Origin of the sequence: Pseudomonas sp. GV105, assembly GCF_003058185.1 — a bacterium.
GTDB lineage: Bacteria > Pseudomonadota > Gammaproteobacteria > Pseudomonadales > Pseudomonadaceae > Aquipseudomonas > Aquipseudomonas veronii.
In genome coordinates, this window is the sequence record NZ_QBUF01000008.1 from 336,324 (window position 1) to 360,674 (window position 24,351).

34 protein-coding genes are annotated in these 24,351 nt (G+C 55.0%); all 34 read right to left on the bottom strand.

The window, feature by feature from the left end:
• Positions 1-54 precede the first annotated feature (54 nt).
• The 34 genes from C8K66_RS18150 to rpoC all read right to left on the bottom strand — a co-directional run bounded on the left by C8K66_RS18150 (position 55) and on the right by rpoC (position 24,339).
• Positions 55-1,503, bottom strand: coding sequence for a catalase (locus tag C8K66_RS18150; RefSeq protein ID WP_017848804.1), 1,449 nt, complete (start codon positions 1,501-1,503; stop codon positions 55-57).
• Positions 1,504-1,742: 239 nt separating this feature from the next.
• A complete protein-coding gene (gene rplQ, locus C8K66_RS18155; protein WP_003176402.1) occupies positions 1,743-2,129 on the bottom strand; it encodes a 50S ribosomal protein L17 in 387 nt (128 codons plus the stop codon).
• A gap of 41 nt (positions 2,130-2,170) precedes the next feature.
• Positions 2,171-3,172 (bottom strand): DNA-directed RNA polymerase subunit alpha, encoded by a 1,002-nt coding sequence (gene rpoA / locus C8K66_RS18160; protein ID WP_003176403.1) that lies wholly within the window; start codon positions 3,170-3,172, stop codon positions 2,171-2,173.
• Between the two features lie 22 nt (positions 3,173-3,194).
• Positions 3,195-3,815, bottom strand: coding sequence for a 30S ribosomal protein S4 (gene rpsD / locus C8K66_RS18165; RefSeq protein WP_003176404.1), 621 nt, complete (start codon positions 3,813-3,815; stop codon positions 3,195-3,197).
• 18 nt (positions 3,816-3,833) lie between these two features.
• A complete protein-coding gene (rpsK, locus tag C8K66_RS18170; RefSeq protein WP_002555466.1) occupies positions 3,834-4,223 on the bottom strand; it encodes a 30S ribosomal protein S11 in 390 nt (129 codons plus the stop codon).
• 30 nt (positions 4,224-4,253) lie between these two features.
• Entirely contained in the window at positions 4,254-4,610 is a 357-nt protein-coding gene (rpsM, locus tag C8K66_RS18175) for a 30S ribosomal protein S13 (RefSeq protein WP_017848803.1), read from the bottom strand.
• Positions 4,611-4,739: 129 nt separating this feature from the next.
• On the bottom strand, positions 4,740-4,856 hold the full coding sequence (gene rpmJ / locus C8K66_RS18180) for a 50S ribosomal protein L36 (RefSeq protein WP_002555468.1): 117 nt from the start codon (positions 4,854-4,856) through the stop codon (positions 4,740-4,742).
• A 27-nt stretch (positions 4,857-4,883) separates the two neighbouring features.
• Positions 4,884-6,212 (bottom strand): preprotein translocase subunit SecY, encoded by a 1,329-nt coding sequence (gene secY, locus C8K66_RS18185; RefSeq protein ID WP_003176406.1) that lies wholly within the window; start codon positions 6,210-6,212, stop codon positions 4,884-4,886.
• A complete protein-coding gene (gene rplO, locus C8K66_RS18190; RefSeq protein ID WP_108525569.1) occupies positions 6,213-6,650 on the bottom strand; it encodes a 50S ribosomal protein L15 in 438 nt (145 codons plus the stop codon).
• Positions 6,651-6,653: 3 nt separating this feature from the next.
• Positions 6,654-6,830, bottom strand: coding sequence for a 50S ribosomal protein L30 (gene rpmD, locus C8K66_RS18195; protein ID WP_003176408.1), 177 nt, complete (start codon positions 6,828-6,830; stop codon positions 6,654-6,656).
• A 2-nt stretch (positions 6,831-6,832) separates the two neighbouring features.
• The gene (gene rpsE, locus C8K66_RS18200) at positions 6,833-7,333 is read right to left on the bottom strand and encodes a 30S ribosomal protein S5 (RefSeq protein WP_003186035.1); all 501 of its coding nucleotides are present in this window, start codon (positions 7,331-7,333) and stop codon (positions 6,833-6,835) included.
• Positions 7,334-7,336: 3 nt separating this feature from the next.
• A complete protein-coding gene (gene rplR, locus C8K66_RS18205; protein WP_003186037.1) occupies positions 7,337-7,687 on the bottom strand; it encodes a 50S ribosomal protein L18 in 351 nt (116 codons plus the stop codon).
• A gap of 10 nt (positions 7,688-7,697) precedes the next feature.
• Positions 7,698-8,231: a 50S ribosomal protein L6 gene (rplF, locus tag C8K66_RS18210; RefSeq protein ID WP_003176412.1), complete on the bottom strand. Its 534-nt coding sequence runs from the start codon at positions 8,229-8,231 to the stop codon at positions 7,698-7,700.
• 12 nt (positions 8,232-8,243) lie between these two features.
• Entirely contained in the window at positions 8,244-8,636 is a 393-nt protein-coding gene (gene rpsH, locus C8K66_RS18215) for a 30S ribosomal protein S8 (protein ID WP_017848802.1), read from the bottom strand.
• Positions 8,637-8,843: 207 nt separating this feature from the next.
• Complete coding sequence (rpsN, locus tag C8K66_RS18220) at positions 8,844-9,149, bottom strand: 30S ribosomal protein S14 (RefSeq protein ID WP_003176414.1); 306 nt, start codon at positions 9,147-9,149, stop codon at positions 8,844-8,846.
• 13 nt (positions 9,150-9,162) lie between these two features.
• Positions 9,163-9,702, bottom strand: a complete 540-nt coding sequence (gene rplE, locus C8K66_RS18225) for a 50S ribosomal protein L5 (protein WP_003194642.1) — start codon at positions 9,700-9,702, stop codon at positions 9,163-9,165.
• A 22-nt stretch (positions 9,703-9,724) separates the two neighbouring features.
• Complete coding sequence (gene rplX, locus C8K66_RS18230; protein WP_007896770.1) at positions 9,725-10,039, bottom strand: 50S ribosomal protein L24; 315 nt, start codon at positions 10,037-10,039, stop codon at positions 9,725-9,727.
• Positions 10,040-10,050: 11 nt separating this feature from the next.
• Positions 10,051-10,419, bottom strand: coding sequence for a 50S ribosomal protein L14 (rplN, locus tag C8K66_RS18235; RefSeq protein WP_002555479.1), 369 nt, complete (start codon positions 10,417-10,419; stop codon positions 10,051-10,053).
• Positions 10,420-10,442: 23 nt separating this feature from the next.
• Positions 10,443-10,709, bottom strand: coding sequence for a 30S ribosomal protein S17 (gene rpsQ, locus C8K66_RS18240; protein ID WP_003176419.1), 267 nt, complete (start codon positions 10,707-10,709; stop codon positions 10,443-10,445).
• Positions 10,710-10,711: 2 nt separating this feature from the next.
• On the bottom strand, positions 10,712-10,903 hold the full coding sequence (rpmC, locus tag C8K66_RS18245; RefSeq protein ID WP_002555481.1) for a 50S ribosomal protein L29: 192 nt from the start codon (positions 10,901-10,903) through the stop codon (positions 10,712-10,714).
• Positions 10,903-11,316 (bottom strand): 50S ribosomal protein L16, encoded by a 414-nt coding sequence (gene rplP / locus C8K66_RS18250; protein ID WP_003232424.1) that lies wholly within the window; start codon positions 11,314-11,316, stop codon positions 10,903-10,905. The genes rpmC and rplP overlap by 1 nt, the downstream gene beginning before the upstream one ends.
• Positions 11,317-11,328: 12 nt before the next feature.
• Positions 11,329-12,015 (bottom strand): 30S ribosomal protein S3, encoded by a 687-nt coding sequence (rpsC, locus tag C8K66_RS18255; protein WP_003176422.1) that lies wholly within the window; start codon positions 12,013-12,015, stop codon positions 11,329-11,331.
• A gap of 13 nt (positions 12,016-12,028) precedes the next feature.
• The gene (gene rplV / locus C8K66_RS18260) at positions 12,029-12,361 is read right to left on the bottom strand and encodes a 50S ribosomal protein L22 (RefSeq protein WP_003103908.1); all 333 of its coding nucleotides are present in this window, start codon (positions 12,359-12,361) and stop codon (positions 12,029-12,031) included.
• Positions 12,362-12,372: 11 nt separating this feature from the next.
• A complete protein-coding gene (gene rpsS / locus C8K66_RS18265) occupies positions 12,373-12,648 on the bottom strand; it encodes a 30S ribosomal protein S19 (protein WP_002555486.1) in 276 nt (91 codons plus the stop codon).
• 16 nt (positions 12,649-12,664) lie between these two features.
• Entirely contained in the window at positions 12,665-13,489 is an 825-nt protein-coding gene (gene rplB, locus C8K66_RS18270; RefSeq protein ID WP_003210080.1) for a 50S ribosomal protein L2, read from the bottom strand.
• 14 nt (positions 13,490-13,503) lie between these two features.
• On the bottom strand, positions 13,504-13,803 hold the full coding sequence (rplW, locus tag C8K66_RS18275) for a 50S ribosomal protein L23 (RefSeq protein ID WP_002555488.1): 300 nt from the start codon (positions 13,801-13,803) through the stop codon (positions 13,504-13,506).
• Positions 13,800-14,402 (bottom strand): 50S ribosomal protein L4, encoded by a 603-nt coding sequence (gene rplD / locus C8K66_RS18280; protein WP_003210082.1) that lies wholly within the window; start codon positions 14,400-14,402, stop codon positions 13,800-13,802. Before rplD ends, rplW begins: the two co-directional genes overlap by 4 nt.
• Positions 14,403-14,414: 12 nt before the next feature.
• Positions 14,415-15,050, bottom strand: coding sequence for a 50S ribosomal protein L3 (rplC, locus tag C8K66_RS18285; RefSeq protein WP_007253310.1), 636 nt, complete (start codon positions 15,048-15,050; stop codon positions 14,415-14,417).
• A gap of 81 nt (positions 15,051-15,131) precedes the next feature.
• Complete coding sequence (rpsJ, locus tag C8K66_RS18290) at positions 15,132-15,443, bottom strand: 30S ribosomal protein S10 (protein ID WP_003186070.1); 312 nt, start codon at positions 15,441-15,443, stop codon at positions 15,132-15,134.
• Positions 15,444-15,601: 158 nt separating this feature from the next.
• On the bottom strand, positions 15,602-16,795 hold the full coding sequence (tuf, locus tag C8K66_RS18295; protein WP_017848801.1) for an elongation factor Tu: 1,194 nt from the start codon (positions 16,793-16,795) through the stop codon (positions 15,602-15,604).
• 30 nt (positions 16,796-16,825) lie between these two features.
• Positions 16,826-18,931: an elongation factor G gene (gene fusA / locus C8K66_RS18300; RefSeq protein WP_017848800.1), complete on the bottom strand. Its 2,106-nt coding sequence runs from the start codon at positions 18,929-18,931 to the stop codon at positions 16,826-16,828.
• A 30-nt stretch (positions 18,932-18,961) separates the two neighbouring features.
• Positions 18,962-19,432 carry a 30S ribosomal protein S7 gene (gene rpsG, locus C8K66_RS18305; protein ID WP_002555493.1) on the bottom strand — a complete coding sequence of 157 codons (471 nt, stop codon included), beginning with the start codon at positions 19,430-19,432 and terminating at the stop codon, positions 18,962-18,964.
• A 118-nt stretch (positions 19,433-19,550) separates the two neighbouring features.
• Positions 19,551-19,922: a 30S ribosomal protein S12 gene (gene rpsL, locus C8K66_RS18310; RefSeq protein WP_002555494.1), complete on the bottom strand. Its 372-nt coding sequence runs from the start codon at positions 19,920-19,922 to the stop codon at positions 19,551-19,553.
• Between the two features lie 217 nt (positions 19,923-20,139).
• Positions 20,140-24,339, bottom strand: coding sequence for a DNA-directed RNA polymerase subunit beta' (gene rpoC, locus C8K66_RS18315; RefSeq protein WP_017848799.1), 4,200 nt, complete (start codon positions 24,337-24,339; stop codon positions 20,140-20,142).
• Positions 24,340-24,351: the final 12 nt, after the last annotated feature.

Below are 24,351 nucleotides of genomic sequence, written 5' to 3' on the forward strand. Positions count from 1 at the left end.
CTGAATTAACGCAAAAACCGCCCAAATGAGGGCGGTTCTACTTATCGTTTAGAGTCAGTTAATCGATACACCCAGCGCCTTTGCGATTGCTTCTCCATAAGCCGGATCGGCTTTGAAGAAGTGCTGCAACTGACGCTGGACCACATCACTGGAAACCCCCGCCATGGCGCCGGCGATGTTGCCGGTGAGCAAGGCTTTCTGCTCATCGTTCATCAGGCGGAACAGCGCACCGGCGTGGCTGTAATAGTCGGTGTCTTCGCGGTGATCGTAACGATCCGCGGCACCGCTCAGGGCCAATGCGGGCTCGGCGTACTGTGGCGCTTGTTTCGGCGCGTCGGCGTAGCTGTTTGGCTCATAGTTGGGCGCCCCACCGCCGTTGCTGCCGAAGGCCATCGAGCCATCACGCTGGTAGCTGTTGACCGGGCTACGTGGGGCATTCACCGGCAATTGCTGGTGGTTGGTGCCGATACGGTAGCGGTGGGCATCTGCGTAAGCGAAGACGCGACCTTGCAGCATGCGGTCCGGCGACAGGCCAACACCCGGGACCATGTTGCTCGGGCCGAACGCCGCTTGTTCCACTTCGGCGAAGTAGTTCTGCGGATTACGGTTGAGCTCCAGTTCACCGACTTCGATCAGCGGGAACTCCTTCTGCGACCAGGTTTTGGTCACGTCAAAGGGGTTCTCGTAATGTGCGTTGGCCTGGGCCTCGGTCATGATCTGAATGCAGACGCGCCATTTCGGGAAATCCCCGCGCTCGATCGCACCAAACAGATCGCGCTGTGCGTAATCAGGGTCGGTACCGGCCAAACGTGCCGCCTCGGCCGGTGCCAGGTTCTTGATGCCTTGCTTGGTCTTGTAGTGCCACTTCACCCAGTGCCGCTCGCCCTTGGCGTTGATCAAGCTGTAGGTGTGGCTACCGAAGCCGTGCATGTGGCGGTAACCGTCAGGGATACCACGGTCCGAAAACAGGATGGTGACCTGGTGCAGCGCCTCCGGGGAGTGCGACCAGAAATCCCACATCATCTGCGCGCTTTTCAGATTGCTTTGCGGCAGGCGTTTTTGAGTGTGGATGAAATCAGGGAACTTGAGTGGGTCGCGGATGAAGAACACCGGGGTGTTGTTACCGACGATGTCCCAGTTGCCTTCTTCGGTGTAGAACTTCAAGGCAAAGCCACGAGGGTCGCGCTCGGTATCCGCCGAACCACGTTCGCCACCGACCGTGGAGAAACGCAGAAAGGTCGGCGTTTGTTTACCAACGGCCTCGAACAGCTTGGCGCTGGTGTACTGAGTAATGTCCCGGGTGACGGTGAACGTGCCGTAAGCACCCGAACCTTTGGCGTGTACGCGACGCTCAGGGATGTTTTCGCGGTTGAAGTGAGCGAGCTTCTCGATCAGGTGAAAATCATCGAGCAACAACGGGCCACGCGGGCCGGCGGAACGGGAGTTCTGGTTATCCGCCACGGGAGCGCCGCTGGCGGTGGTAAGAATTTTGTTCTGGCTCATGTTCAATCTTCCTCAGGTCGGACTTGGAACTGCCGGCTAATCGGCTTGCAGTGAGTATTGATCATCAACATGACGTCTACAAATTCATTAAATTGTGGACATCAATAGAAAATTACTACCAATACACCCGACGCCCATAATGCCGCGGCCAGATCGATGCACGCTTGTATCCATGGCGCTTCTCTTACGCGCACAAAAAACCGGGCGCTAGGCCCGGTTCTTCGTTACAGACTGTCGTCTTACTCGGCGCTTACAGCTTCGCCGGCAGTAGCACGATCAACCAACTCGACATACGCCATAGGCGCGTTGTCGCCAGCGCGGAAACCGCACTTGAGGATGCGCAGGTAGCCACCCTCACGGGTAGCGTAACGCTTGCCCAGGTCGTTGAAGAGCTTACCAACGATAGCTTTCGAACGAGTACGGTCGAAGGCCAGACGGCGGTTAGCCAGGCTGTCTGTCTTAGCCAAAGTGATCAGCGGCTCAGCAACGCGACGCAGTTCTTTAGCTTTCGGCAGTGTAGTTTTGATCAGCTCGTGCTCGAACAGCGACACCGCCATGTTTTGGAACATGGCCTTACGGTGCGAGCTGGTACGGCTCAGGTGACGTCCACTTTTACGATGACGCATGGTTCATTCCTTACCAAACTCACGTTCGGTGATTACGACGATCAGGCAGTCGCCTTGTCGTCCTTCTTAAGACTTGCAGGCGGCCAGTTGTCGAGGCGCATGCCGAGGGACAGACCGCGGGAGGCCAGAACGTCCTTGATTTCAGTCAAGGATTTCTTGCCCAGGTTCGGAGTCTTCAACAGTTCTACTTCGGTACGCTGAATCAGGTCGCCGATGTAGTAAATGTTTTCCGCCTTAAGGCAGTTAGCCGAACGTACAGTCAGTTCCAGATCGTCAACCGGGCGAAGCAGGATCGGATCGATCTCGTCTTCCTGCTCGATTACCACTGGTTCGCTGTCGCCTTTGAGGTCGACGAACGCAGCCAACTGCTGTTGCAGAATGGTTGCAGCGCGACGGATAGCCTCTTCAGGGTCCAGAGTACCGTTGGTTTCCAGATCAATAACCAGCTTGTCCAGGTTAGTACGCTGCTCGACACGGGCGTTTTCCACCACGTATGCGATACGGCGAACCGGGCTGAACGAAGAGTCAAGCTGCAAGCGACCAATGCTGCGGCTTTCGTCTTCATCGCTCTGACGCGAGTCGGCCGGTTCATAACCACGACCACGAGCTACAGTGAGCTTCATGTTCAGGGCGCCGTTAGACGCCAGGTTAGCGATTACGTGATCGGGGTTAACGATCTCGACATCATGATCCAGCTGAATATCGGCAGCGGTAACCACCCCCGAACCCTTCTTCGACAAGGTCAGCGTAACTTCGTCACGGCCGTGCAGCTTGATAGCCAGACCTTTAAGGTTCAACAGGATTTCAATTACGTCTTCCTGTACACCTTCGATGGCGCTGTACTCGTGGAGCACACCGTCAATCTCGGCCTCGACTACTGCACAGCCGGGCATTGAGGACAACAGGATGCGGCGCAGCGCGTTGCCCAGGGTGTGGCCAAAACCACGCTCGAGAGGCTCGAGTGTGATTTTGGCGCGGGTTGGACTGACAACCTGCACATCAATGTGGCGGGGTGTCAGGAACTCATTTACCGAAATCTGCATGGATGCACCTATTTTCTAGCCCTTACTTGGAGTAGAGCTCGACAATCAGGCTTTCGTTGATGTCGGCGGACAGATCACTGCGAGCTGGAACGTTCTTGAAAACGCCCGACTTCTTCTCAGTGTCTACTTCTACCCATTCTACGCGGCCACGTTGGGCACACAGATCGAGAGCTTGGACAATGCGAAGTTGGTTTTTTGCTTTCTCGCGAACAGCGACCACGTCACCAGCACGAACCTGGTAGGACGGAACGTTTACGGTCTGGCCGTTAACGCTGATCGACTTGTGCGATACCAGCTGACGGGATTCGGCACGAGTAGAACCAAAGCCCATACGGTATACAACGTTGTCCAGACGGCATTCGAGCAGTTGCAGCAGGTTTTCACCGGTTGCACCTTTCTTGCCAGCAGCTTCTTTGTAGTAGCCGCTGAACTGACGCTCGAGAACGCCGTAGATACGACGGACCTTCTGCTTTTCACGCAGTTGGGTGCCGTAATCGGACTGGCGACCGCGGCGTTGGCCGTGGATACCAGGTGCTGCTTCAATGTTGCACTTCGATTCGATCGCGCGCACGCCGCTCTTCAGGAAGAGATCGGTGCCTTCGCGACGAGCGAGTTTGCATTTTGGACCAATGTAACGAGCCATTCTTTACAATCTCCTGGATTACACGCGGCGCTTCTTCGGCGGACGGCACCCGTTGTGCGGGATTGGCGTCACGTCGGTGATGCTGGCGATCTTATAGCCACAGCCGTTCAAAGCACGGACAGCGGACTCACGACCTGGACCTGGACCTTTGACGTTAACGTCGAGGTTTTTCAGGCCGTATTCCAGCGCAGCTTGACCAGCACGTTCAGCAGCTACTTGAGCAGCGAACGGGGTGGACTTGCGGGAACCGCGGAAACCCGAACCACCGGAGGTAGCCCAAGAAAGCGCGTTACCTTGACGGTCGGTGATGGTCACGATGGTGTTGTTAAAAGAAGCATGGATGTGGGCGATGCCATCAACCACTGTCTTTTTAACTTTTTTACGAGGACGAGCAGCAGGTTTTGCCATGATAATTTTCCTGTCGATTCGCGGGGGCGATTACTTGCGGATCGGCTTACGCGGACCTTTACGGGTACGCGCGTTAGTCTTGGTACGCTGACCGCGTACTGGAAGACCACGACGATGACGCAGACCGCGATAGCAACCGAGGTCCATCAAACGCTTGATTTTCATGTTGATTTCGCGACGCAGGTCACCTTCAGTGGTGAACTTCGCCACTTCGCCACGCAGCAATTCAACCTGCTCGTCGCTCAGATCCTTGATCTTAGCGGCTGGGTTTACCCCAGCGACCGCGCAAATTTTCTGCGCAGTAGTGCGACCAACACCATAGATGTAGGTCAGCGAGATAACAGTGTGCTTGTTATCTGGAATGTTAACGCCTGCAATACGGGCCATTCAGTGGGACTCCAATTGACAGCTACCTACGCCCCGGAAGCCAAGAAATAGGGCGCGAGATAATATCGCTGTAATAACAAATAATCAACCCGGCAGCGCACTAGCTGCCGGGCTTCAAGCGGATCACACTCAGCCTTGGCGCTGTTTGTGACGCGGTTCCGCGCTGCAAATTACTCGAACAACACCTTCGCGGCGAATAATCTTGCAGTTACGGCACAGCTTTTTCACCGATGCACGAACTTTCATCACCAACTCCTCGAACCTTATGGGTACTCAGCGCAACATGCCGCTGCCGTAACCCTTCAGGTTGGCTTTCTTCATCAGGGATTCGTACTGGTGCGAAACGAGGTGCGATTGTACTTGGGACATGAAGTCCATCACAACCACGACCACGATCAGCAACGAGGTCCCGCCAAGGTAGAACGGAACGTTTGCTGCAACCACCAGGAACTGGGGCAACAAGCACACGGCCGTCATATATAGAGCACCGAACAGGGTCAAACGAGTCAGAACGCCATCAATGTAGCGTGCAGACTGCTCACCTGGACGGATGCCCGGAATAAAGGCACCGGACTTCTTCAGGTTTTCCGCTACGTCTTTCGGATTGAACATCAACGCCGTATAGAAGAAGCAGAAGAAAATAATCCCTGCACTAAACAGCAGAATATTCAACGGCTGACCAGGAGCGATCGACTGAGAGAGGTCCTGCAGCCAGCCCATGTTTTCAGACTGACCAAACCAGGTACCCAACGAAGCCGGAAACAGCAAGATGCTGCTCGCGAAAATCGCCGGAATAACACCGGCCATATTCACTTTCAGCGGCAAGTGGCTGGTCTGCGCGGCAAAGACCTTGCGGCCCTGCTGACGCTTGGCGTAGTGAACAGCAATACGACGCTGGCCACGCTCAATGAACACCACAAAACCGATAATCGCTACTGCCAGCAAACCGATGGCGACCAGGGCGAAAATGTTGATATCACCCTGACGTGCAGACTCGAAAGACTGCCCGATCGCTCTCGGAAGACCGGCGACGATACCTGCGAAAATCAACATCGAGATACCGTTACCAACACCACGCTCAGTAATCTGCTCACCCAGCCACATCATGAACATCGCACCAGCCACAAACGTGGATACCGCGACGAAATGGAAGCCAAAGTCACCAGTGAACGCAACACCCTGCCCCGCCAGGCCAACGGACATGCCGATAGCTTGAACCAGGGCGAGGATGACAGTGCCGTAGCGGGTGTACTGGCTAATCTTGCGACGGCCAGCTTCACCTTCCTTCTTCAACTGCTCCAGCTGCGGGCTGACGGCGGTCATCAGTTGCATGATGATCGATGCCGAAATGTACGGCATGATCCCCAGTGCAAAGATGCTCATCCGTTCCAGCGCGCCGCCGGAAAACATGTTGAACAAGCTAAGAATGGTCCCCTCATTCTGTCGAAACAGGTCTGCGAGTCGGTCCGGGTTGATACCTGGAACCGGGATGTGTGCGCCTATTCGGTAGACGATAATCGCCAGGAACAGAAAACGCAGACGAGCCCAAAGTTCAGACATACCGCCTTTGCCGAGCGCTGAGAGAGCACCTTGCTTAGCCATTTATTCCTCGAACTTGCCGCCAGCTGCTTCGATAGCCGAACGCGCACCTTTGGTGGCGCCGATTCCCTTGCCGATAGTGACAGCGCGAGCCACTTCACCGGACAGCATGATTTTCACACGCTGTACGTTGACGTTGATCACGTTGGCATCTTTCAGGGTCTGCACAGTAACGATGTCGCCTTCCACTTTAGCCAGCTCGGACAGACGCACTTCTGCGCGGTCCATGGCTTTCAGGGATACGAAACCGAACTTAGGCAGGCGACGATGCAGCGGCTGTTGACCGCCTTCAAAGCCTGGAGCAATGGTGCCACCGGAGCGGGAGGTTTGACCTTTGTGGCCACGGCCACCAGTCTTACCCAAACCGCTACCGATACCACGGCCCGGACGATGCTTTTCGCGACGGGAACCCGGCGCTGGACTCAGATCATTGAGTTTCATCGATTAACCCTCGACACGCAGCATGTAGTAAGCCTTGTTGATCATCCCGCGATTCTCGGGAGTATCCTGGACTTCTACAGTGTGACCGATGCGACGCAGACCCAAACCCTTAACGCACAATTTGTGGTTAGGGATGCGGCCGGTCATGCTTTTGATCAGCGTTACTTTAACGGTAGCCATGATCAGAAGATCTCCTTGACGCTTTTGCCACGCTTGGCGGCAATGGATTCAGGAGACTGCATTGCTTTCAAACCCTTGAAAGTGGCGTGAACCACGTTTACTGGGTTAGTCGAGCCGTAGCACTTGGCCAGAACGTTCTGAACGCCAGCAACTTCGAGGACAGCACGCATAGCGCCGCCAGCGATGATACCGGTACCTTCAGAAGCAGGCTGCATGTACACCTTCGAAGCGCCATGGGCGGACTTCATTGCGTACTGCAGAGTGGTGCCGTTCAGATCAACTTGGATCATGTTGCGACGAGCAGCTTCCATTGCCTTCTGGATCGCAGCAGGCACTTCACGTGACTTGCCACGGCCGAAGCCAACGCGCCCTTTACCATCACCCACCACGGTCAACGCGGTGAAAGTGAAGATACGGCCGCCTTTAACGGTTTTGGCTACGCGGTTAACTTGAACCAGCTTCTCAATGTAGCCTTCGTCGCGCTTTTGGTCGTTATTTGACATAACTTAGAACTCCAGCCCAGCTTCACGAGCAGCATCAGCCAGCGCCTTGACGCGACCGTGATACTTGAAGCCAGAGCGGTCGAAAGCCACCTGCGAGACGCCAGCGGCTTTAGCACGCGTAGCGACCAGCTGGCCAACCTTAGTGGCCGCGTCGATGTTGCCGGTGGCACCATCACGCAGTTCTTTATCCAAAGTCGAGGCGCTTGCCAGGACTTTGTTGCCGTCGGCCGAGATGACCTGGGCGTAGATGTGCTGCGACGAGCGGAACACGCAGAGACGCACGACTTCGAGTTCGTGCATTTTCAGGCGTGCTTTGCGAGCGCGACGCAGTCGAGTAACTTTTTTGTCGGTCATTTGCTATGCCCTACTTCTTCTTGGCTTCTTTACGACGGACGACTTCGTCCGCGTAGCGCACACCTTTGCCTTTGTACGGCTCTGGTGGACGGAAGTCGCGGATCTCAGCGGCCACCTGACCTACCAGCTGCTTATCGATGCCCTTGATCAGGATATCGGTTTGGCTAGGGGTCTCAGCGGTGATGCCTTCCGGCAGTTCGTAATCCACTGGGTGCGAGAAGCCAAGGGCCAGGTTCAAAACCGTGCCTTTTGCTTGCGCTTTGTAACCAACACCGACCAGCTGGAGCTTACGCTCGAAGCCTTGGCTTACGCCTTGGACCATGTTGTTTACCAACGCACGCGTGGTACCGGCCATTGCGCGAGTTTGTTGATCGCCATTGCGAGCAGCGAAACGCAGCTCACCAGCTTCTTCAACGATCTCAACGGACGAATGGATGTTCAGTTCAAGAGTACCCTTGGCACCCTTCACCGAAAGCTGTTGGCCTGCGAATTTTACTTCGACACCGGCTGGCAGCTTAACGGGGTTCTTAGCGACGCGAGACATGCTTATCCCCCCTTAGAACACAGTGCAAAGAACTTCGCCGCCGACACCGGCAGCGCGCGCAGCACGATCCGTCATCACACCTTTGTTGGTGGAGACGATAGACACGCCAAGACCGCCACGAACTTTCGGCAGATCTTCAACGGACTTGTACTGACGCAGGCCTGGACGGCTAACGCGCTTCACTTCCTCGATGACCGGACGGCCTTCGAAGTACTTCAGCTCGATGGACAGCAGTGGTTTGATTTCGCTGCTGATCTGATAACCCGCAATGTAGCCTTCGTCTTTCAGGACTTTGGCAACAGCTACCTTCAACGTGGAAGATGGCATGCTTACGACGGACTTTTCAGCCATCTGGGCATTACGGATACGAGTTAGCATGTCCGCTAACGGGTCCTGCATACTCATGGGCTAGACGCTCCTAATACAAAAAAATTAGCCTTGCGGCTACATATGTCGCTGAGTATCTCCGGGCATAGAAAACACGGGCTCAGGCGAGCCGGGTATTCTAGACACACTCCGGAAATGAAACAAGCCCCAAAAGGGGCTTGTTCCAGATTCAAGGTACCGGCGGTCAGTATCTTGCGATTCAGACCGTCCGGACTTTGAAAGTACTTACCAGCTGGCTTTAACCAGACCTGGTACGTCACCACGCATTGCCGCTTCACGCAGTTTGTTACGGCCGAGGCCGAACTTGCGGTAAACGCCGTGTGGACGACCGGTCAGGCGGCAGCGGTTACGCATGCGCGAGGCGCTTGCGTCACGTGGCTGCTTCTGCAGAGCTACTGTGGCTTCCCAACGTGCTTCTGGACTTGCGTTCAGATCAACGATGATTGCTTTCAGTGCTGCACGCTTCTTGGCGTACTTGGCAACCGTGAGCTGACGTTTCAGCTCGCGGTTTTTCATGCTCATCTTGGCCATGGTCCTACTCCAATCAGTTGCGGAACGGGAATTTGAAAGCACGCAACAGGGCGCGACCTTCATCATCGTTCTTGGCAGTGGTGGTCAGGGTGATGTCCAGACCGCGGAGAGCATCGATCTTGTCGTAGTCGATTTCCGGGAAGATGATCTGCTCTTTCACGCCCATGCTGTAGTTACCACGACCATCGAAGGACTTGGCATTCAGGCCGCGGAAGTCGCGGACCCGAGGCAGGGAGATCGACAGCAGACGATCCAGGAATTCGTACATACGCTCACGGCGCAGAGTCACTTTGACGCCGATCGGCCAACCTTCACGGACTTTAAAGCCAGCGATGGATTTCCGAGCGTAAGTCACAACGACTTTTTGACCGGTGATCTTTTCCAGGTCAGCAACAGCGTGCTCGATGACTTTTTTGTCGCCGATCGCTTCGCCCAGACCCATGTTCAGGGTGATTTTGGTAACGCGCGGAACTTCCATCACGTTCCCGAGCTTAAGTTCTTCCTTAAGCTTGGGGGCGATTTCCTTCCGGTAAATCTCTTGTAGTCGTGCCATGGTCTTATCTACCTAGCAGTGTTCAAGCATCAACCGCTTTTTGGGTCGACTTGAAGACACGAATTTTCTTACCGTCTTCTACTTTGAAACCAACGCGGTCAGCCTTGTTGGTTTCGCCGTTGAAGATGGCGACGTTAGAAGCGTGCAGTGGCGCTTCTTTCTCGACGATACCGCCTTGTACGCCCGACATAGGGTTAGGCTTGGTATGACGCTTGACCAGGTTCAGACCACCGACGACCAGACGGTCGTCAGCGAGAACCTTCAGCACCTTACCGCGCTTACCTTTGTCTTTGCCGGCGATCACGATGATCTCGTCGTCACGACGAATCTTTTGCATGTCGGATCTCCTTACAGCACTTCTGGGGCGAGCGAGACGATCTTCATGAACTTCTCAGTACGAAGTTCACGCGTCACTGGCCCAAAGATACGGGTGCCGATCGGCTCTTGCTTGTTGTTCAGAAGAACAGCAGCGTTGCCATCAAAGCGGATAATGGAGCCATCTGCACGGCGAACGCCGTGACGAGTGCGGACTACAACAGCAGTCATCACTTGGCCTTTTTTCACTTTACCGCGAGGAATTGCTTCCTTCACGGTAACTTTGATGATGTCACCGATACCAGCGTAACGACGATGGGAGCCACCCAGCACCTTGATGCACATAACACGGCGAGCGCCGCTGTTATCGGCCACATCGAGCATGGATTGAGTCTGAATCATATAATTTCTCCGACCCCTAGTCCTTAGACTTCCACAGCGCGTTCGAGAACATCAACCAGTGCCCAAGACTTGGTCTTGGCCAGCGGACGAGTTTCACGAATAGTGACTTTGTCGCCGATGTGGCACTGGTTGGTTTCGTCGTGCGCGTGCAGCTTAGTCGAACGCTTAACATATTTACCGTAGATCGGGTGCTTAACGCGACGCTCGATCAAAACGGTGATGGTTTTGTCCATCTTGTCGCTGACAACACGGCCAGTCAGCGTACGGACAGTCTTTTCGGCTTCAGCCATGATCACTTACCTGCCTGCTGGTTGAGCACAGTCTTCACGCGAGCGATGTCACGCTTAACTTGCGAGAGCAGATGAGACTGCCCCAACTGGCCAGTTGCTTTCTGCATGCGCAGATTGAACTGGTCGCGCAGCAAGCCGAGCAGTTGCTCGTTCAGCTGCTGTGCGGATTTTTCACGAAGTTCATTCGCTTTCATCACATCACCGTCCGTTTAACAAAGGCGGTGGCGAGCGGCAGCTTTGCAGCAGCCAGGGCAAAAGCCTCACGCGCCAGCTCTTCAGTTACACCCTCGATTTCATACAGGACTTTGCCTGGCTGAATCTGGGCTACCCAGTATTCCACGTTACCCTTACCTTTACCCATCCGAACTTCGAGGGGCTTTTTGGAGATCGGCTTGTCCGGGAATACACGGATCCAGATCTTGCCGCCACGTTTTACGTGACGGGTCAGAGCACGACGCGCTGACTCGATCTGACGAGCGGTGAGACGACCACGAGCTACAGACTTCAGCGCGAATTCGCCGAAGCTGACTTTGCTACCGCGCTGAGCCAGACCACGGTTGTGGCCTGTCATCTGCTTGCGGAACTTCGTACGCTTTGGTTGCAACATTTGGCGTACCCCTTACTTAGCAGCTTTTTTACGAGGCGCTGGTGCTTGTGGTTTCAGTTCTTCTTGGCGACCACCAATTACTTCGCCTTTGAAGATCCAAACCTTTACACCGATCACACCATAAGTGGTGTGAGCTTCGTAGTTGGCATAGTCGATGTCGGCACGCAGGGTGTGCAGTGGCACACGACCTTCGCGATACCATTCAGTACGTGCGATTTCAGCACCGCCGAGACGACCGCTCACTTGGATTTTGATGCCTTTGGCACCAATACGCATGGCGTTCTGTACGGCGCGCTTCATAGCGCGACGGAACATGACGCGACGCTCCAGCTGCTGAGCTACGCTCTGCGCAACCAGCATACCGTCGAGCTCCGGCTTGCGGATCTCTTCGATATTGATGTGCACAGGCACACCCATTTGCTTGGTCAGGTCCTGACGCAGTTTCTCAACATCTTCACCTTTCTTCCCGATAACGATACCTGGACGAGCGGTGTGGATGGTGATACGTGCAGTTTGTGCCGGACGATGGATATCGATACGGCTTACGGACGCGCTTTTTAGTTTGTCTTGGAGATACTCACGCACCTTCAGATCAGCGAACAAATAGTCCGCATAAGTCCGACCGTCTGCGTACCAGACGGAGGTGTGCTCCTTGACGATTCCCAGGCGAATGCCAATGGGATGTACTTTCTGACCCATCTCTTCGACTCCGTTACTTGTCAGCAACCTTGACAGTGATATGGCAAGACCGCTTGACGATGCGATCAGCACGGCCTTTGGCACGCGGCATGATACGCTTCAGCGAACGCCCTTCGTTGACGAAAACGGTGCTGACCTTCAGGTCATCAACGTCTGCGCCTTCGTTATGCTCGGCGTTGGCTACGGCCGACTCCAGCACTTTCTTCATGATCTCGGCGGCTTTCTTACTGCTGAAAGCCAACAGGTTGAGCGCTTCGCCCACCTTCTTCCCGCGGATCTGGTCGGCGACCAAGCGGGCTTTCTGGGCGGAGATTCGAGCGCCCGACAACTTAGCGGCTACTTCCATTTCCTTACCCCTTAACGCTTGGCTTTCTTGTCTGCCACGTGCCCACGATAAGTGCGGGTACCGGCAAACTCGCCTAGTTTGTGGCCGACCATGTCTTCGTTAACGAGAACTGGGACGTGTTGACGACCGTTGTGTACTGCGATGGTCAGACCGACCATTTGTGGCAGGATCATCGAACGACGCGACCAGGTCTTAACTGGTTTGCGATCGTTCTTTTCCGCCGCCACTTCGATCTTCTTCAGTAGGTGAAGATCAATAAAAGGACCTTTTTTCAGAGAACGTGGCACTGTCGTATCCCTCTATTTACTTGCGACGACGGACGATCATTTTGTCGGTACGCTTATTACCACGAGTCTTCGCGCCCTTAGTCGGGAAGCCCCATGGCGATACCGGATGACGACCACCAGAGGTACGACCTTCACCACCACCGTGTGGGTGGTCAACCGGGTTCATGGCAACACCACGAACGGTTGGGCGAACGCCACGCCAGCGTTTGGCACCAGCTTTACCCAGCGAACGCAGGCTGTGCTCGGAGTTCGAGACTTCACCCAGGGTCGCGCGGCATTCAGCCAGCACTTTACGCATCTCACCAGAACGCAGACGCAGGGTCACGTAGACACCTTCACGAGCGATCAGCTGAGCCGAAGCACCAGCGGAACGAGCGATTTGCGCGCCTTTACCTGGCTTCAATTCGATGCCGTGTACGGTGCTACCAACTGGAATGTTACGCAGTTGCAGAGCGTTGCCCGGCTTGATCGGTGCCAGAGCACCTGCGATCAGCTGGTCACCAGCACTCACGCCTTTAGGGGCGATGATGTAGCGACGCTCGCCATCTGCGTACAGCAGCAGAGCGATGTGAGCAGTACGGTTTGGATCGTATTCGATACGCTCGACAGTGGCAGCGATGCCATCTTTGTCGTTGCGACGGAAGTCGACCAGACGATAATGCTGTTTATGGCCACCACCGATGTGACGAGTGGTAATGCGACCATTGTTGTTACGACCACCAGTCTTCGATTTCTTCTCGAGCAGCGGTGCGTGAGGAGCGCCTTTATGCAGCTCCTGGTTGACCACCTTGACCACAAAACGGCGGCCAGGGGAAGTCGGTTTGCATTTAACGATTGCCATGATGCACCCCTTCCTTACTCAGCACTGCTGCTGAAATCGAGATCTTGGCCTGGCTGAAGGGAGATAACTGCCTTCTTCCAGTCATTACGCTTGCCCAGACCGCGAGCAGTGCGCTTGCTCTTACCCAGAACATTCAGGGTAGTAACACGCTCTACTTTCACGCTGAACAGGCTTTCGACGGCCTTCTTGATTTCCAGCTTGGTTGCGTCAGTTGCAACCTTGAAAACGAACTGGCCTTTCTTGTCAGCCAGAACCGTAGCCTTTTCGGAAACGTGCGGGCCAAGCAGAACTTTAAATACGCGTTCCTGGTTCATCCCAGCAGCTCCTCGAATTTCTTCACGGCCGACACGGTGATCAACACCTTGTCGTATGCGATCAGACTAACTGGATCGGAACCTTGCACGTCACGTACATCAACGTGTGGCAGGTTGCGAGCAGCCAGGTACAGGTTCTGATCAACAGCTTCAGACACGATCAAGACGTCAGTCAGGCCCATGCCGTTCAGCTTGTTCAGCAGATCTTTGGTTTTCGGTGCTTCAACAGCGAAGTCCTGAACCACGACCAGACGATCAGTACGCACGAGTTCAGCAAGGATGGAGCGCAGTGCTGCGCGGTACATCTTCTTGTTGAGCTTCTGAGTGTGATCCTGCGGACGAGCTGCGAAAGTGGTACCGCCGCCGCGCCAGATTGGGCTACGGATAGTACCGGCACGAGCACGGCCAGTACCTTTCTGACGCCAAGGGCGCTTACCGCCACCACGAACGTCGGAACGGGTCTTTTGCTGCTTGCTACCTTGACGGCCGCCGGCCATGTAGGCCACGACTGCTTGGTGAACGAGCGTCTCGTTGAATTCGCCGCCAAATGTCAGTTCGGAAACTTCGATCGCTTGAGCGTCATTTACATTTAATTGCATGTCAGCTTCCCCTTAACCGCGAGCCTTGGCCGCTGGACGTACAACCAGGTTGCCGCCAGTAGCGCCAGGAACAGCACCCTTGACCAACAACAGATTGCGTTCAGCGTCGACGCGCACTACTTCGAGGGACTGCACGGTCACGCGCTCAGCGCCCATATGACCGGACATTTTTTTGCCCTTGAATACACGACCAGGAGTCTGGCACTGGCCAATAGAGCCCGGGACGCGGTGGGAAACGGAGTTACCGTGAGTGTTGTCTTGGCCACGGAAATTCCAACGCTTGATCGTACCCTGGAAGCCTTTACCCTTGGACTGACCGGTTACATCAACCAGTTGACCAGCGGCGAAGATTTCAGCGTTGATCAGATCGCCAGCCTGGTAGTCGCCTTCTTCAAGACGGAACTCCATAACAGTGCGACCAGCTGCAACGTTTGCTTTAGCGAAGTGACCTGCTTGAGCAGCAGTCACGCGCGAAGCACGACGCTCGCCGACAGTGACTTGCACTGCACGATAGCCATCGGTTTCTTCAGTTTTGAACTGGGTGACGCGATTCGGTTCGATCTCAATGACCGTGACCGGAATGGAGACACCTTCTTCGGTGAAAATACGGGTCATACCGCATTTACGACCGACTACACCAATAGTCATGTTGTAAACCTCATGAGTGTACGGGGCTTTCACCCGCTATGGCCGCCCATTTCAGAGCGTTACACGACTAAGACCCAAGTCTTAGCCGAGGCTGATCTGTACTTCCACACCGGCCGCCAGATCAAGCTTCATAAGTGCATCAACGGTTTTATCCGTTGGCTGGACGATGTCCAGTACGCGCTTATGAGTACGGATCTCGTACTGGTCACGCGCGTCTTTGTTGACGTGCGGGGAGACCAGAACGGTGAACCGCTCTTTACGGGTAGGCAGTGGAATTGGACCACGCACTTGAGCACCAGTACGTTTCGCGGTTTCCACGATTTCCTGGGTGGATTGGTCGATCAGGCGATGGTCAAAAGCCTTCAACCTGATACGGATTTGCTGATTTTGCATTGGATTTCAGACTCCGGCTGCTATTCCCAGCGAGCGCAATACGCCCGTTAAAAGGAGGCGCAATTCTATAGACGCCCCAGATAGGTGTCAACCCAATAAAAAAAGCCCCCGCTGAGCGGGGGCTTTTTCAAAACCTCGAAGCTAACTCAAAAAAGAGCTTACTCGATGATTTTAGCTACAACGCCAGCACCAACGGTACGGCCGCCTTCACGGATAGCGAAGCGCAGACCGTCTTCCATTGCGATGGTTTTGATCAGGGTAACAGTCATTTGAATGTTATCGCCTGGCATTACCATTTCAACGCCTTCTGGCAGTTCGCAGTTACCAGTCACGTCAGTAGTACGGAAGTAGAACTGTGGACGGTAGCCTTTGAAGAACGGAGTGTGACGACCGCCTTCTTCCTTGCTCAGAACGTAAACTTCTGCGGTGAACTTGGTGTGCGGCTTAACGGTACCTGGCTTAACCAGAACCTGACCACGTTCAACGTCATCACGCTTGGTGCCGCGCAGCAGTACGCCGCAGTTCTCGCCAGCACGACCTTCGTCGAGCAGCTTGCGGAACATTTCAACACCGGTGCAAGTGGTAACGGTGGTGTCACGCAGACCAACGATTTCCAGTGGGTCTTGAACGCGAACGATACCACGCTCGATACGACCAGTCACAACAGTACCGCGACCCGAGATCGAGAATACGTCTTCGATTGGCATCAGGAATGGCTTGTCGGTCAGACGAACTGGTTCTGGGATGTAGCTGTCCAGAGTTTCAACCAGTTTACGAACGGCAGTGGTGCCCATTTCGTTGTCGTCTTTGCCTTCCAGCGCCATACGAGCAGAACCGATGATGATCGGAGTGTCGTCGCCTGGGAAGTCGTAAGTGCTCAGCAGATCGCGCACTTCCATCTCAACCAGTTCCAGCAGCTCAGCGTCGTCTACCAGGTCAGCCTTGTTCAGGAAAACCACGATGTACGGAACGCCTACCTGACGGGACAGCAGGATGTGCTCACGGGTTTGTGGCATCGGACCATCAGCGGCCGAGCAAACCAGGATCGCGCCGTCCATCTGGGCAGCACCAGTGATCATGTTCTTCACATAGTCAGCGTGACCTGGGCAGTCAACGTGAGCGTAGTGACGAATCTTCGAGTTGTACTCGACGTGCGCGGTGTTGATGGTGATACCACGAGCTTTTTCTTCTGGTGCGCTGTCGATTTTATCGAAATCAACGATTGCGGAACCGAATACTTCGGAGCAAACGCGAGTCAGAGCAGCAGTCAGAGTGGTTTTACCGTGGTCAACGTGACCGATGGTGCCAACGTTGACGTGCGGTAGGGAACGATCAAATTTTTCTTTAGCCACGACAATTAACTCCTTGCCTAAAGGACTGAATCAGCCTTGTTTTTTGGATACAGTTTCAGCGATGTGCGCCGGAGCTGTGTTGTATTTTTTGAATTCCATAGAGTAGCTTGCGCGACCCTGGGACATGGAGCGAACGTCGGTCGCATAACCGAACATCTCACCCAACGGAACCTCGGCGCGAATCACTTTGCCGGAAACCGTGTCTTCCATACCCAAGATCATGCCGCGACGACGGTTAAGGTCGCCCATGACATCACCCATATAGTCTTCAGGTGTAACAACTTCTACCGCCATGATTGGCTCAAGCAACTCACCACCGCCCTTCTGGGCCAGTTGCTTGGTTGCCATGGAAGCAGCCACCTTGAACGCCATCTCGTTGGAGTCGACGTCGTGGTAAGAACCGTCAAAAACGGTTGCTTTCAGGCCGATCAGCGGATAGCCGGCGACAACACCGTTCTTCATCTGCTCTTCGATACCCTTCTGGATAGCAGGGATGTATTCCTTAGGAACAACACCACCTACTACTTCGTTCACGAATTGCAGACCTTCCTGACCTTCGTCAGCAGGAGCAAAACGGATCCAGCAGTGACCGAACTGACCACGACCGCCGGACTGACGAACGAACTTGCCTTCGATTTCACAGTTCTTCGTGATGCGCTCACGATAGGAAACCTGAGGCTTACCGATGTTGGCTTCGACGTTGAACTCACGGCGCATCCGGTCAACCAGGATGTCCAGGTGCAACTCGCCCATGCCGGAGATGATCGTTTGACCAGTCTCTTCATCAGTCTTGACGCGGAAAGATGGATCTTCCTGAGCAAGTTTGCCCAGAGCGATACCCATTTTTTCCTGGTCATCCTTGGTCTTAGGCTCTACGGCAACCGAAATAACCGGCTCCGGGAAGTCCATGCGAACCAGGATGATTGGCTTAGCAGCGTCGCACAAAGTTTCACCAGTGGTGACGTCCTTCATGCCGATCAGGGCCGCGATGTCACCAGCGCGCACTTCCTTGATCTCTTCACGGGCGTTTGCGTGCATTTGCACCATACGACCCACGCGCTCTTTCTTACCTTTAACCGAGTTGATCACGCCGTCGCCGGAGGCCAACACGCCCGAGTAAACGCGGACGAAAGTCAAGGTACCCACGAATGGGTCGGTTGCGATCTTGAACGCCAGAGCCGAGAACGGCTCGCTGTCATCGGCGTGACGCTCCATCTCTTCTTCCTCGTTATCAGGGTTGGTACCCTTGATAGCAGGAATGTCGGTTGGAGCAGGCAGGTAGTCGATAACGGCGTCGAGAACCAGGGGAACACCCTTGTTCTTGAAGGAAGAACCACAAACAGCCAAGACGATCTCACCAGCGATAGTACGCTGACGCAGAGCGGCCTTGATTTCCGCGTTGGTGAGTTCTTCACCTTCGAGGTACTTGTTCATCAGCTCTTCGCTGGCTTCGGCAGCAGCCTCAACCATGTTGTTACGCCACTCGTCAGCCAGCTCCTGCAGTTCAGCAGGGATAGGCTTACGAACAGGAACCATACCTTTGTCAGCGTCATTCCAGTAGACGGCTTCCATGGCGATCAGATCGATCTGGCCCTGGAAGTTATCTTCGGAACCGATTGCCAATTGAATTGGCACCGGAGTGTGACCCAGACGCTGCTTGATCTGACCGATCACGCGCAGGAAGTTGGCACCAGCACGGTCCATCTTGTTTACGTAAACAAGACGTGGAACGCCGTATTTGTTGGCTTGACGCCATACGGTTTCCGACTGAGGCTCAACACCCGAGGTACCGCAGAACACAACGACAGCGCCGTCGAGTACACGCAGGGAACGCTCAACTTCAATAGTGAAGTCTACGTGGCCTGGGGTATCGATAACGTTGAAGCGGTGCTCGTCTTTGTACTGCTTCTCGGAACCTTTCCAGAAGGCGGTAATAGCAGCAGAAGTAATGGTAATACCACGCTCCTGCTCCTGAACCATCCAGTCTGTGGTCGCGGCGCCGTCATGCACCTCGCCCATCTTGTGACTTTTGCCGGTGTAAAAAAGGACGCGCTCGGTGGTGGTGGTTTTACCAGCATCCACGTGAGCAACGATACCAATGTTACGGTAGCGATTAATCGGTGTAGTACGAGCCATAAAGCCCTCGCAAATTGAGTGACGCTGGATTTAGAAGCGGTAGTGCGAGAAAGCCTTGTTAGCTTCAGCCATACGGTGCACGTCTTCACGCTTCTTAACAGCAGCGCCTTTACCTTCAGCAGCGTCCAACAGTTCGCCAGCCAAACGCAGAGCCATAGACTTCTCGCCACGCTTACGGGCGAAGTCTACCAACCAGCGCATTGCCAGGGCGTTACGACGGGACGGACGAACTTCAACCGGAACCTGGTAAGTAGCACCGCCTACACGGCGCGACTTCACTTCGACCAGCGGAGCGATGGCGTCGAGAGCTTTCTCGAAGATTTCCAGGGGGTCGCTGTTCTTGCGTTCTTTAACCTTTTCCAGCGCGCCATAAACGATACGCTCGGCAACGGCTTTCTTGCCGCTTTCCATCACGTGGTTCATGAACTTGGCCAGGATTTGGCTTCCGTATTTTGGATCGTCAAGCACTTCGCGCTTGGCTGCTACGCGTCTTCTTGGCATGGATAAGCCCTCAAACGGTCTTCAGGTTCGCTCGGAATCGGTGCCCTTTCGGGACGCCTCCGACCTTACTCTTATCGACTCAGAAAATAAGATGATTCAGTTTTACAAAAAGCCGCTACTACTTAGGCTTCTTGGTACCGTACTTCGAACGACCCTGGTTACGACCTTTAACGCCGGAAGTATCCAAGGAGCCGCGTACGGTGTGGTAACGAACACCTGGCAAGTCTTTTACACGACCGCCGCGGATCAGTACCACGCTGTGCTCTTGCAGGTTGTGGCCTTCACCGCCGATGTACGAGGAAACCTCGAAACCGTTGGTCAGACGCACACGGCATACTTTACGCAGTGCCGAGTTAGGTTTTTTCGGCGTAGTGGTATACACGCGAGTGCATACGCCACGACGTTGCGGGCAGTTCTGCAGCGCAGGTACGTCGGATTTCTCGACGATACGCTTACGCGGCTGACGTACCAGCTGGTTGATAGTTGCCATCTACTAGCTCCACTGTTGTCTTGCGACGCTATTGTCTTGCAAGAAAAGCAAAATGGCAGGAACGAATTCCCGCCAAATTTAGGGGTACAAGAGTCTAAAGAGGATCTTGCCCCCAGTCAAGGCAAGGCCCCGACCTCCCCTCTCAACGAACCGGGGCAAAACTGCCTCGATCCGACGAATGGGGGCTGCCAGGGCCCAGACTTATTTATCGCAGAACTCAGTTACCGCTTGAGTTCAGCGCTTCGGTCAGTGCAGCTTCCACTTCACTGGCGCTTACGCGCAACGGCTTGTCAGCATCACGGCGGCGCTTGCGCTCGCTGTGGTAAGCCAAACCGGTACCGGCTGGGATCAGACGACCCACAACCACGTTTTCTTTCAGGCCGCGCAGGTAATCGCGCTTGCCGGTTACCGCTGCTTCGGTCAGTACGCGAGTGGTCTCCTGGAAGGAGGCCGCCGAGATGAACGACTCAGTGGACAACGACGCCTTGGTGATACCCAGCAGTACACGAGTAAATTTGGAAACAAATTTCTCGTCGGCTGCCAGACGTTCGTTTTCTACCAGTACGTGAGTCAGTTCCATCTGGTCGCCCTTGATGAAACTGGAATCGCCGGATTCAGCGATTTCAACTTTACGCAGCATCTGACGCAGGATGGTCTCGATGTGCTTATCGTTGATCTTCACGCCTTGCAGACGGTAAACGTCCTGGATCTCGTTAACGATGTACTTGGCCAGCGCACTCACACCCAGCAGACGCAGGATGTCGTGTGGATCGCTCGGACCGTCGGAGATAACTTCGCCGCGGTTTACCTGTTCGCCTTCGAACACGTTCAGGTGACGCCACTTCGGAATCAGCTCTTCATACGGATCGCTACCGTCGTTCGGGGTAATGACCAGACGGCGCTTGCCCTTGGTCTCTTTACCGAACGCGATGGTGCCGCTGACTTCAGCCAGGATCGACGCTTCTTTCGGACGACGAGCTTCGAACAAGTCGGCAACACGCGGCAGACCACCGGTGATGTCACGGGTCTTCGAAGTCTCTTGCGGGATACGCGCGATAACGTCACCGATCGCGATCTTCGCACCATCCGCTACACCGACCAGGGCGTTGGCTGGCAGGAAGTACTGAGCGATTACGTCAGTGCCTGGCAGCAACAGATCCTTGCCGTTGTCATCGACCATCTTCACGGCAGGACGGATGTCTTTACCGGCAGCTGGACGATCTTTCGCGTCGAGGACTTCAATGTTGGTCATACCGGTCAATTCGTCAGTCTGACGCTTGATCGTGATGCCTTCTTCCATGCCCACGTAGGTCACGGTACCTTTCATTTCGGTAACGATTGGGTGAGTGTGCGGATCCCACTTGGCCACGATTGCGCCAGCGTCGACCTTGTCACCTTCTTTAACCGAAATCACAGCACCATACGGCAGCTTGTAGCGCTCACGCTCACGACCGTAGTCATCAGCGATTGCCAGCTCACCGGAACGGGACACCGCAACCAGGCAACCATCCACTCGCTCAACGTGCTTGAGGTTGTGCAGGCGGACGGTACCGCCATTCTTCACCTGAACGCTGTCGGCTGCGGAGGTCCGGCTTGCCGCACCACCGATGTGGAATGTACGCATGGTCAGCTGGGTACCCGGCTCACCGATGGACTGGGCAGCGATAACGCCGACCGCTTCACCGATGTTCACCTGGTGACCACGAGCCAAGTCACGGCCATAGCACTTGGCGCAAATGCCGAAGCGGGTTTCGCAGCTGATCGGCGAGCGAACGATCACTTCGTCGATGCTGTTGAGTTCGATGAACTCGACCCACTTCTCGTCAACCAGGGTGCCGGCAGGAACGATAATTTCCTCGGTACCCGGCTTGAATACGTCACGGGCAATAACACGGCCCAATACGCGCTCACCCAGCGGCTCTACAACGTCACCGCCTTCAATGTGCGGTGTCATCAGCAGGCCGTGCTCGGTGCCGCAATCGATCTCGGTTACAACCAGATCTTGTGCAACGTCTACCAGACGACGAGTCAGGTAACCGGAGTTAGCGGTTTTCAACGCGGTATCCGCCAGACCTTTACGAGCACCGTGAGTAGAGATGAAGTACTGAAGTACGCTCAAACCTTCACGGAAGTTCGCAGTAATCGGCGTTTCGATGATGGAACCGTCCGGCTTGGCCATCAGGCCACGCATACCGGCGAGCTGACGGATCTGCGCAGCAGAACCCCGTGCGCCCGAGTCGGCCATCATGTACATCGAGTTGAAAGACTCTTGATCGACTTCTACGCCATGACGGTCGATAACCTTCTCTTTCGAGAGGTTAGCCATCATCGCCTTCGACACTTCATCGTTGGCCTTGGACCAAAGGTCGATCACTTTGTTGTACTTCTCGCCCTGGGTTACCAGGCCGGAGGCGTACTGGCTTTCGATCTCTTTCACTTCATCGGTGGCAGCACTGATGATGCGGGCTTTTTCATCCGGGATAACGAAGTCGTTAACACCGATGGAAACGCCGGAAATGGTCGAATAGGCAAAACCGGTGTACATCAACTGGTCAGCGAAGATCACGGTCTCTTTCAGACCAACCACGCGGTAGCACTGGTTGATCAGCTTGGAGATCGCCTTTTTCTTCATCGGCAGGTTGACGACGTCGTAAGACAAACCTTTTGGCACAACCTGGTACAACAGCGCACGGCCGACAGTGGTGTCGACGATACGGACATTGCTCACGCTGCCGCCGTCACGGTCGTTCACGGTTTCGTGAATCCGCACTTTGACCTTGGCGTGCAGTGCGGCTTCGCCGGCACGGAACACACGGTCAACTTCCTGCAGGTCAGCGAACACACGACCTTCGCCCTTGGCGTTGATCGCTTCACGGGTCATGTAGTACAGACCCAATACAACGTCCTGCGACGGAACGATGATTGGCTCACCGTTAGCTGGCGACAGGATGTTGTTGGTCGACATCATCAACGCACGCGCTTCCAACTGGGCTTCCAGTGTCAGCGGTACGTGCACGGCCATTTGGTCGCCGTCGAAGTCGGCGTTGTACGCAGCACAGACCAGAGGGTGCAGCTGGATAGCCTTACCTTCGATCAGTACCGGTTCAAACGCCTGGATACCCAGACGGTGAAGGGTCGGTGCACGGTTGAGGAGAACCGGGTGTTCGCGGATCACTTCAGCGAGAACGTCCCAAACCTCTGGCAGTTCGCGCTCGACCATTTTCTTGGCCGCTTTGATCGTGGTCGCGAGACCGCGCATTTCCAGCTTGCCGAAGATGAACGGCTTGAACAGCTCAAGGGCCATCTTCTTAGGCAGACCGCACTGGTGCAGACGCAGGGTCGGGCCTACGGTAATTACCGAACGACCGGAGTAGTCAACACGCTTACCGAGCAAGTTCTGACGGAAACGACCTTGCTTACCCTTGATCATGTCAGCCAGGGATTTCAGAGGACGCTTGTTCGAACCGGTGATAGCGCGGCCACGACGACCGTTGTCGAGCAGGGCATCGACGGCTTCTTGCAACATACGCTTTTCGTTGCGCACGATGATGTCCGGAGCGGACAGATCGAGCAGGCGCTTCAAGCGGTTGTTACGGTTGATCACGCGGCGGTACAGGTCGTTGAGGTCGGACGTCGCGAAACGACCACCGTCCAACGGTACCAGCGGACGCAGGTCTGGCGGCAGAACCGGCAGAACGGTCAGCACCATCCACTCTGGCAAGTTGCCGGAACCCTGGAAGGCTTCCATCAACTTCAGACGCTTGGACAGCTTCTTGATTTTGGTTTCGGAGTTGGTTTGCGGAATTTCTTCACGCAGACGGCCAATCTCGTGTTCCAGGTCGATAGCGTGCAGCAGTTCGCGGACAGCTTCGGCACCCATGCGGGCATCGAAATCGTCGCCGAACTCTTCCAGCGCTTCGAAGTACTGCTCGTCGTTCAGCAGCTGACCTTTTTCAAGGGTGGTCATGCCTGGATCGATAACGACATAGCTCTCGAAGTAGAGAACGCGTTCGATATCACGCAGGGTCATGTCCATCAGCAAGCCGATACGGGACGGCAGCGATTTCAGGAACCAGATGTGGGCAACCGGCGAAGCCAGTTCGATGTGCGCCATGCGCTCACGACGAACCTTGGCCAGTGCAACTTCAACGCCGCACTTCTCGCAGATCACACCACGGTGCTTCAAGCGCTTGTACTTACCGCACAGGCACTCGTAATCCTTTACCGGGCCAAAGATCTTGGCGCAGAACAGGCCGTCACGCTCGGGTTTGAACGTACGGTAGTTGATGGTTTCCGGCTTTTTAACTTCACCGAACGACCACGAACGGATCATCTCAGGCGATGCCAGTCCAATACGGATGGCGTCGAACTCTTCGACTTGACCCTGGTTTTTCAGCAAATTCAGTAGGTCTTTCAAGGCCTTTCCTCC

Coding starts and splice junctions, on each gene's coding strand:
- C8K66_RS18150 (WP_017848804.1), bottom strand. CDS start 1,503: ATGAGCCAGAACAAAATTCTTACCACCGCCAGCGGCGCTCCCGTGGCG.
- rplQ (WP_003176402.1), bottom strand. CDS start 2,129: ATGCGTCATCGTAAAAGTGGACGTCACCTGAGCCGTACCAGCTCGCAC.
- rpoA (WP_003176403.1), bottom strand. CDS start 3,172: ATGCAGATTTCGGTAAATGAGTTCCTGACACCCCGCCACATTGATGTG.
- rpsD (WP_003176404.1), bottom strand. CDS start 3,815: ATGGCTCGTTACATTGGTCCAAAATGCAAACTCGCTCGTCGCGAAGGC.
- rpsK (WP_002555466.1), bottom strand. CDS start 4,223: ATGGCAAAACCTGCTGCTCGTCCTCGTAAAAAAGTTAAAAAGACAGTG.
- rpsM (WP_017848803.1), bottom strand. CDS start 4,610: ATGGCCCGTATTGCAGGCGTTAACATTCCAGATAACAAGCACACTGTT.
- rpmJ (WP_002555468.1), bottom strand. CDS start 4,856: ATGAAAGTTCGTGCATCGGTGAAAAAGCTGTGCCGTAACTGCAAGATT.
- secY (WP_003176406.1), bottom strand. CDS start 6,212: ATGGCTAAGCAAGGTGCTCTCTCAGCGCTCGGCAAAGGCGGTATGTCT.
- rplO (WP_108525569.1), bottom strand. CDS start 6,650: ATGAAACTCAATGATCTGAGTCCAGCGCCGGGTTCCCGTCGCGAAAAG.
- rpmD (WP_003176408.1), bottom strand. CDS start 6,830: ATGGCTACCGTTAAAGTAACGCTGATCAAAAGCATGACCGGCCGCATC.
- rpsE (WP_003186035.1), bottom strand. CDS start 7,333: ATGTCAAATAACGACCAAAAGCGCGACGAAGGCTACATTGAGAAGCTG.
- rplR (WP_003186037.1), bottom strand. CDS start 7,687: ATGACCGACAAAAAAGTTACTCGACTGCGTCGCGCTCGCAAAGCACGC.
- rplF (WP_003176412.1), bottom strand. CDS start 8,231: ATGTCTCGCGTCGCTAAGAACCCCGTTAAGCTGCCAGCCGGTGTCGAA.
- rpsH (WP_017848802.1), bottom strand. CDS start 8,636: ATGAGTATGCAGGACCCGTTAGCGGACATGCTAACTCGTATCCGTAAT.
- rpsN (WP_003176414.1), bottom strand. CDS start 9,149: ATGGCCAAGATGAGCATGAAAAACCGCGAGCTGAAACGTCAGCTCACG.
- rplE (WP_003194642.1), bottom strand. CDS start 9,702: ATGGCACGACTACAAGAGATTTACCGGAAGGAAATCGCCCCCAAGCTT.
- rplX (WP_007896770.1), bottom strand. CDS start 10,039: ATGCAAAAGATTCGTCGTGACGACGAGATCATCGTGATCGCCGGCAAA.
- rplN (WP_002555479.1), bottom strand. CDS start 10,419: ATGATTCAGACTCAATCCATGCTCGATGTGGCCGATAACAGCGGCGCT.
- rpsQ (WP_003176419.1), bottom strand. CDS start 10,709: ATGGCTGAAGCCGAAAAGACTGTCCGTACGCTGACTGGCCGTGTTGTC.
- rpmC (WP_002555481.1), bottom strand. CDS start 10,903: ATGAAAGCGAATGAACTTCGTGAAAAATCCGCACAGCAGCTGAACGAG.
- rplP (WP_003232424.1), bottom strand. CDS start 11,316: ATGTTGCAACCAAAGCGTACGAAGTTCCGCAAGCAGATGACAGGCCAC.
- rpsC (WP_003176422.1), bottom strand. CDS start 12,015: ATGGGTCAGAAAGTACATCCCATTGGCATTCGCCTGGGAATCGTCAAG.
- rplV (WP_003103908.1), bottom strand. CDS start 12,361: ATGGAAGTAGCCGCTAAGTTGTCGGGCGCTCGAATCTCCGCCCAGAAA.
- rplB (WP_003210080.1), bottom strand. CDS start 13,489: ATGGCAATCGTTAAATGCAAACCGACTTCCCCTGGCCGCCGTTTTGTG.
- rplW (WP_002555488.1), bottom strand. CDS start 13,803: ATGAACCAGGAACGCGTATTTAAAGTTCTGCTTGGCCCGCACGTTTCC.
- rplD (WP_003210082.1), bottom strand. CDS start 14,402: ATGCAATTAAATGTAAATGACGCTCAAGCGATCGAAGTTTCCGAACTG.
- rplC (WP_007253310.1), bottom strand. CDS start 15,050: ATGACTATTGGTGTAGTCGGTCGTAAATGCGGTATGACCCGTATTTTC.
- rpsJ (WP_003186070.1), bottom strand. CDS start 15,443: ATGCAAAATCAGCAAATCCGTATCAGGTTGAAGGCTTTTGACCATCGC.
- fusA (WP_017848800.1), bottom strand. CDS start 18,931: ATGGCTCGTACTACACCGATTAATCGCTACCGTAACATTGGTATCGTT.
- rpsG (WP_002555493.1), bottom strand. CDS start 19,432: ATGCCAAGAAGACGCGTAGCAGCCAAGCGCGAAGTGCTTGACGATCCA.
- rpsL (WP_002555494.1), bottom strand. CDS start 19,922: ATGGCAACTATCAACCAGCTGGTACGTCAGCCGCGTAAGCGTATCGTC.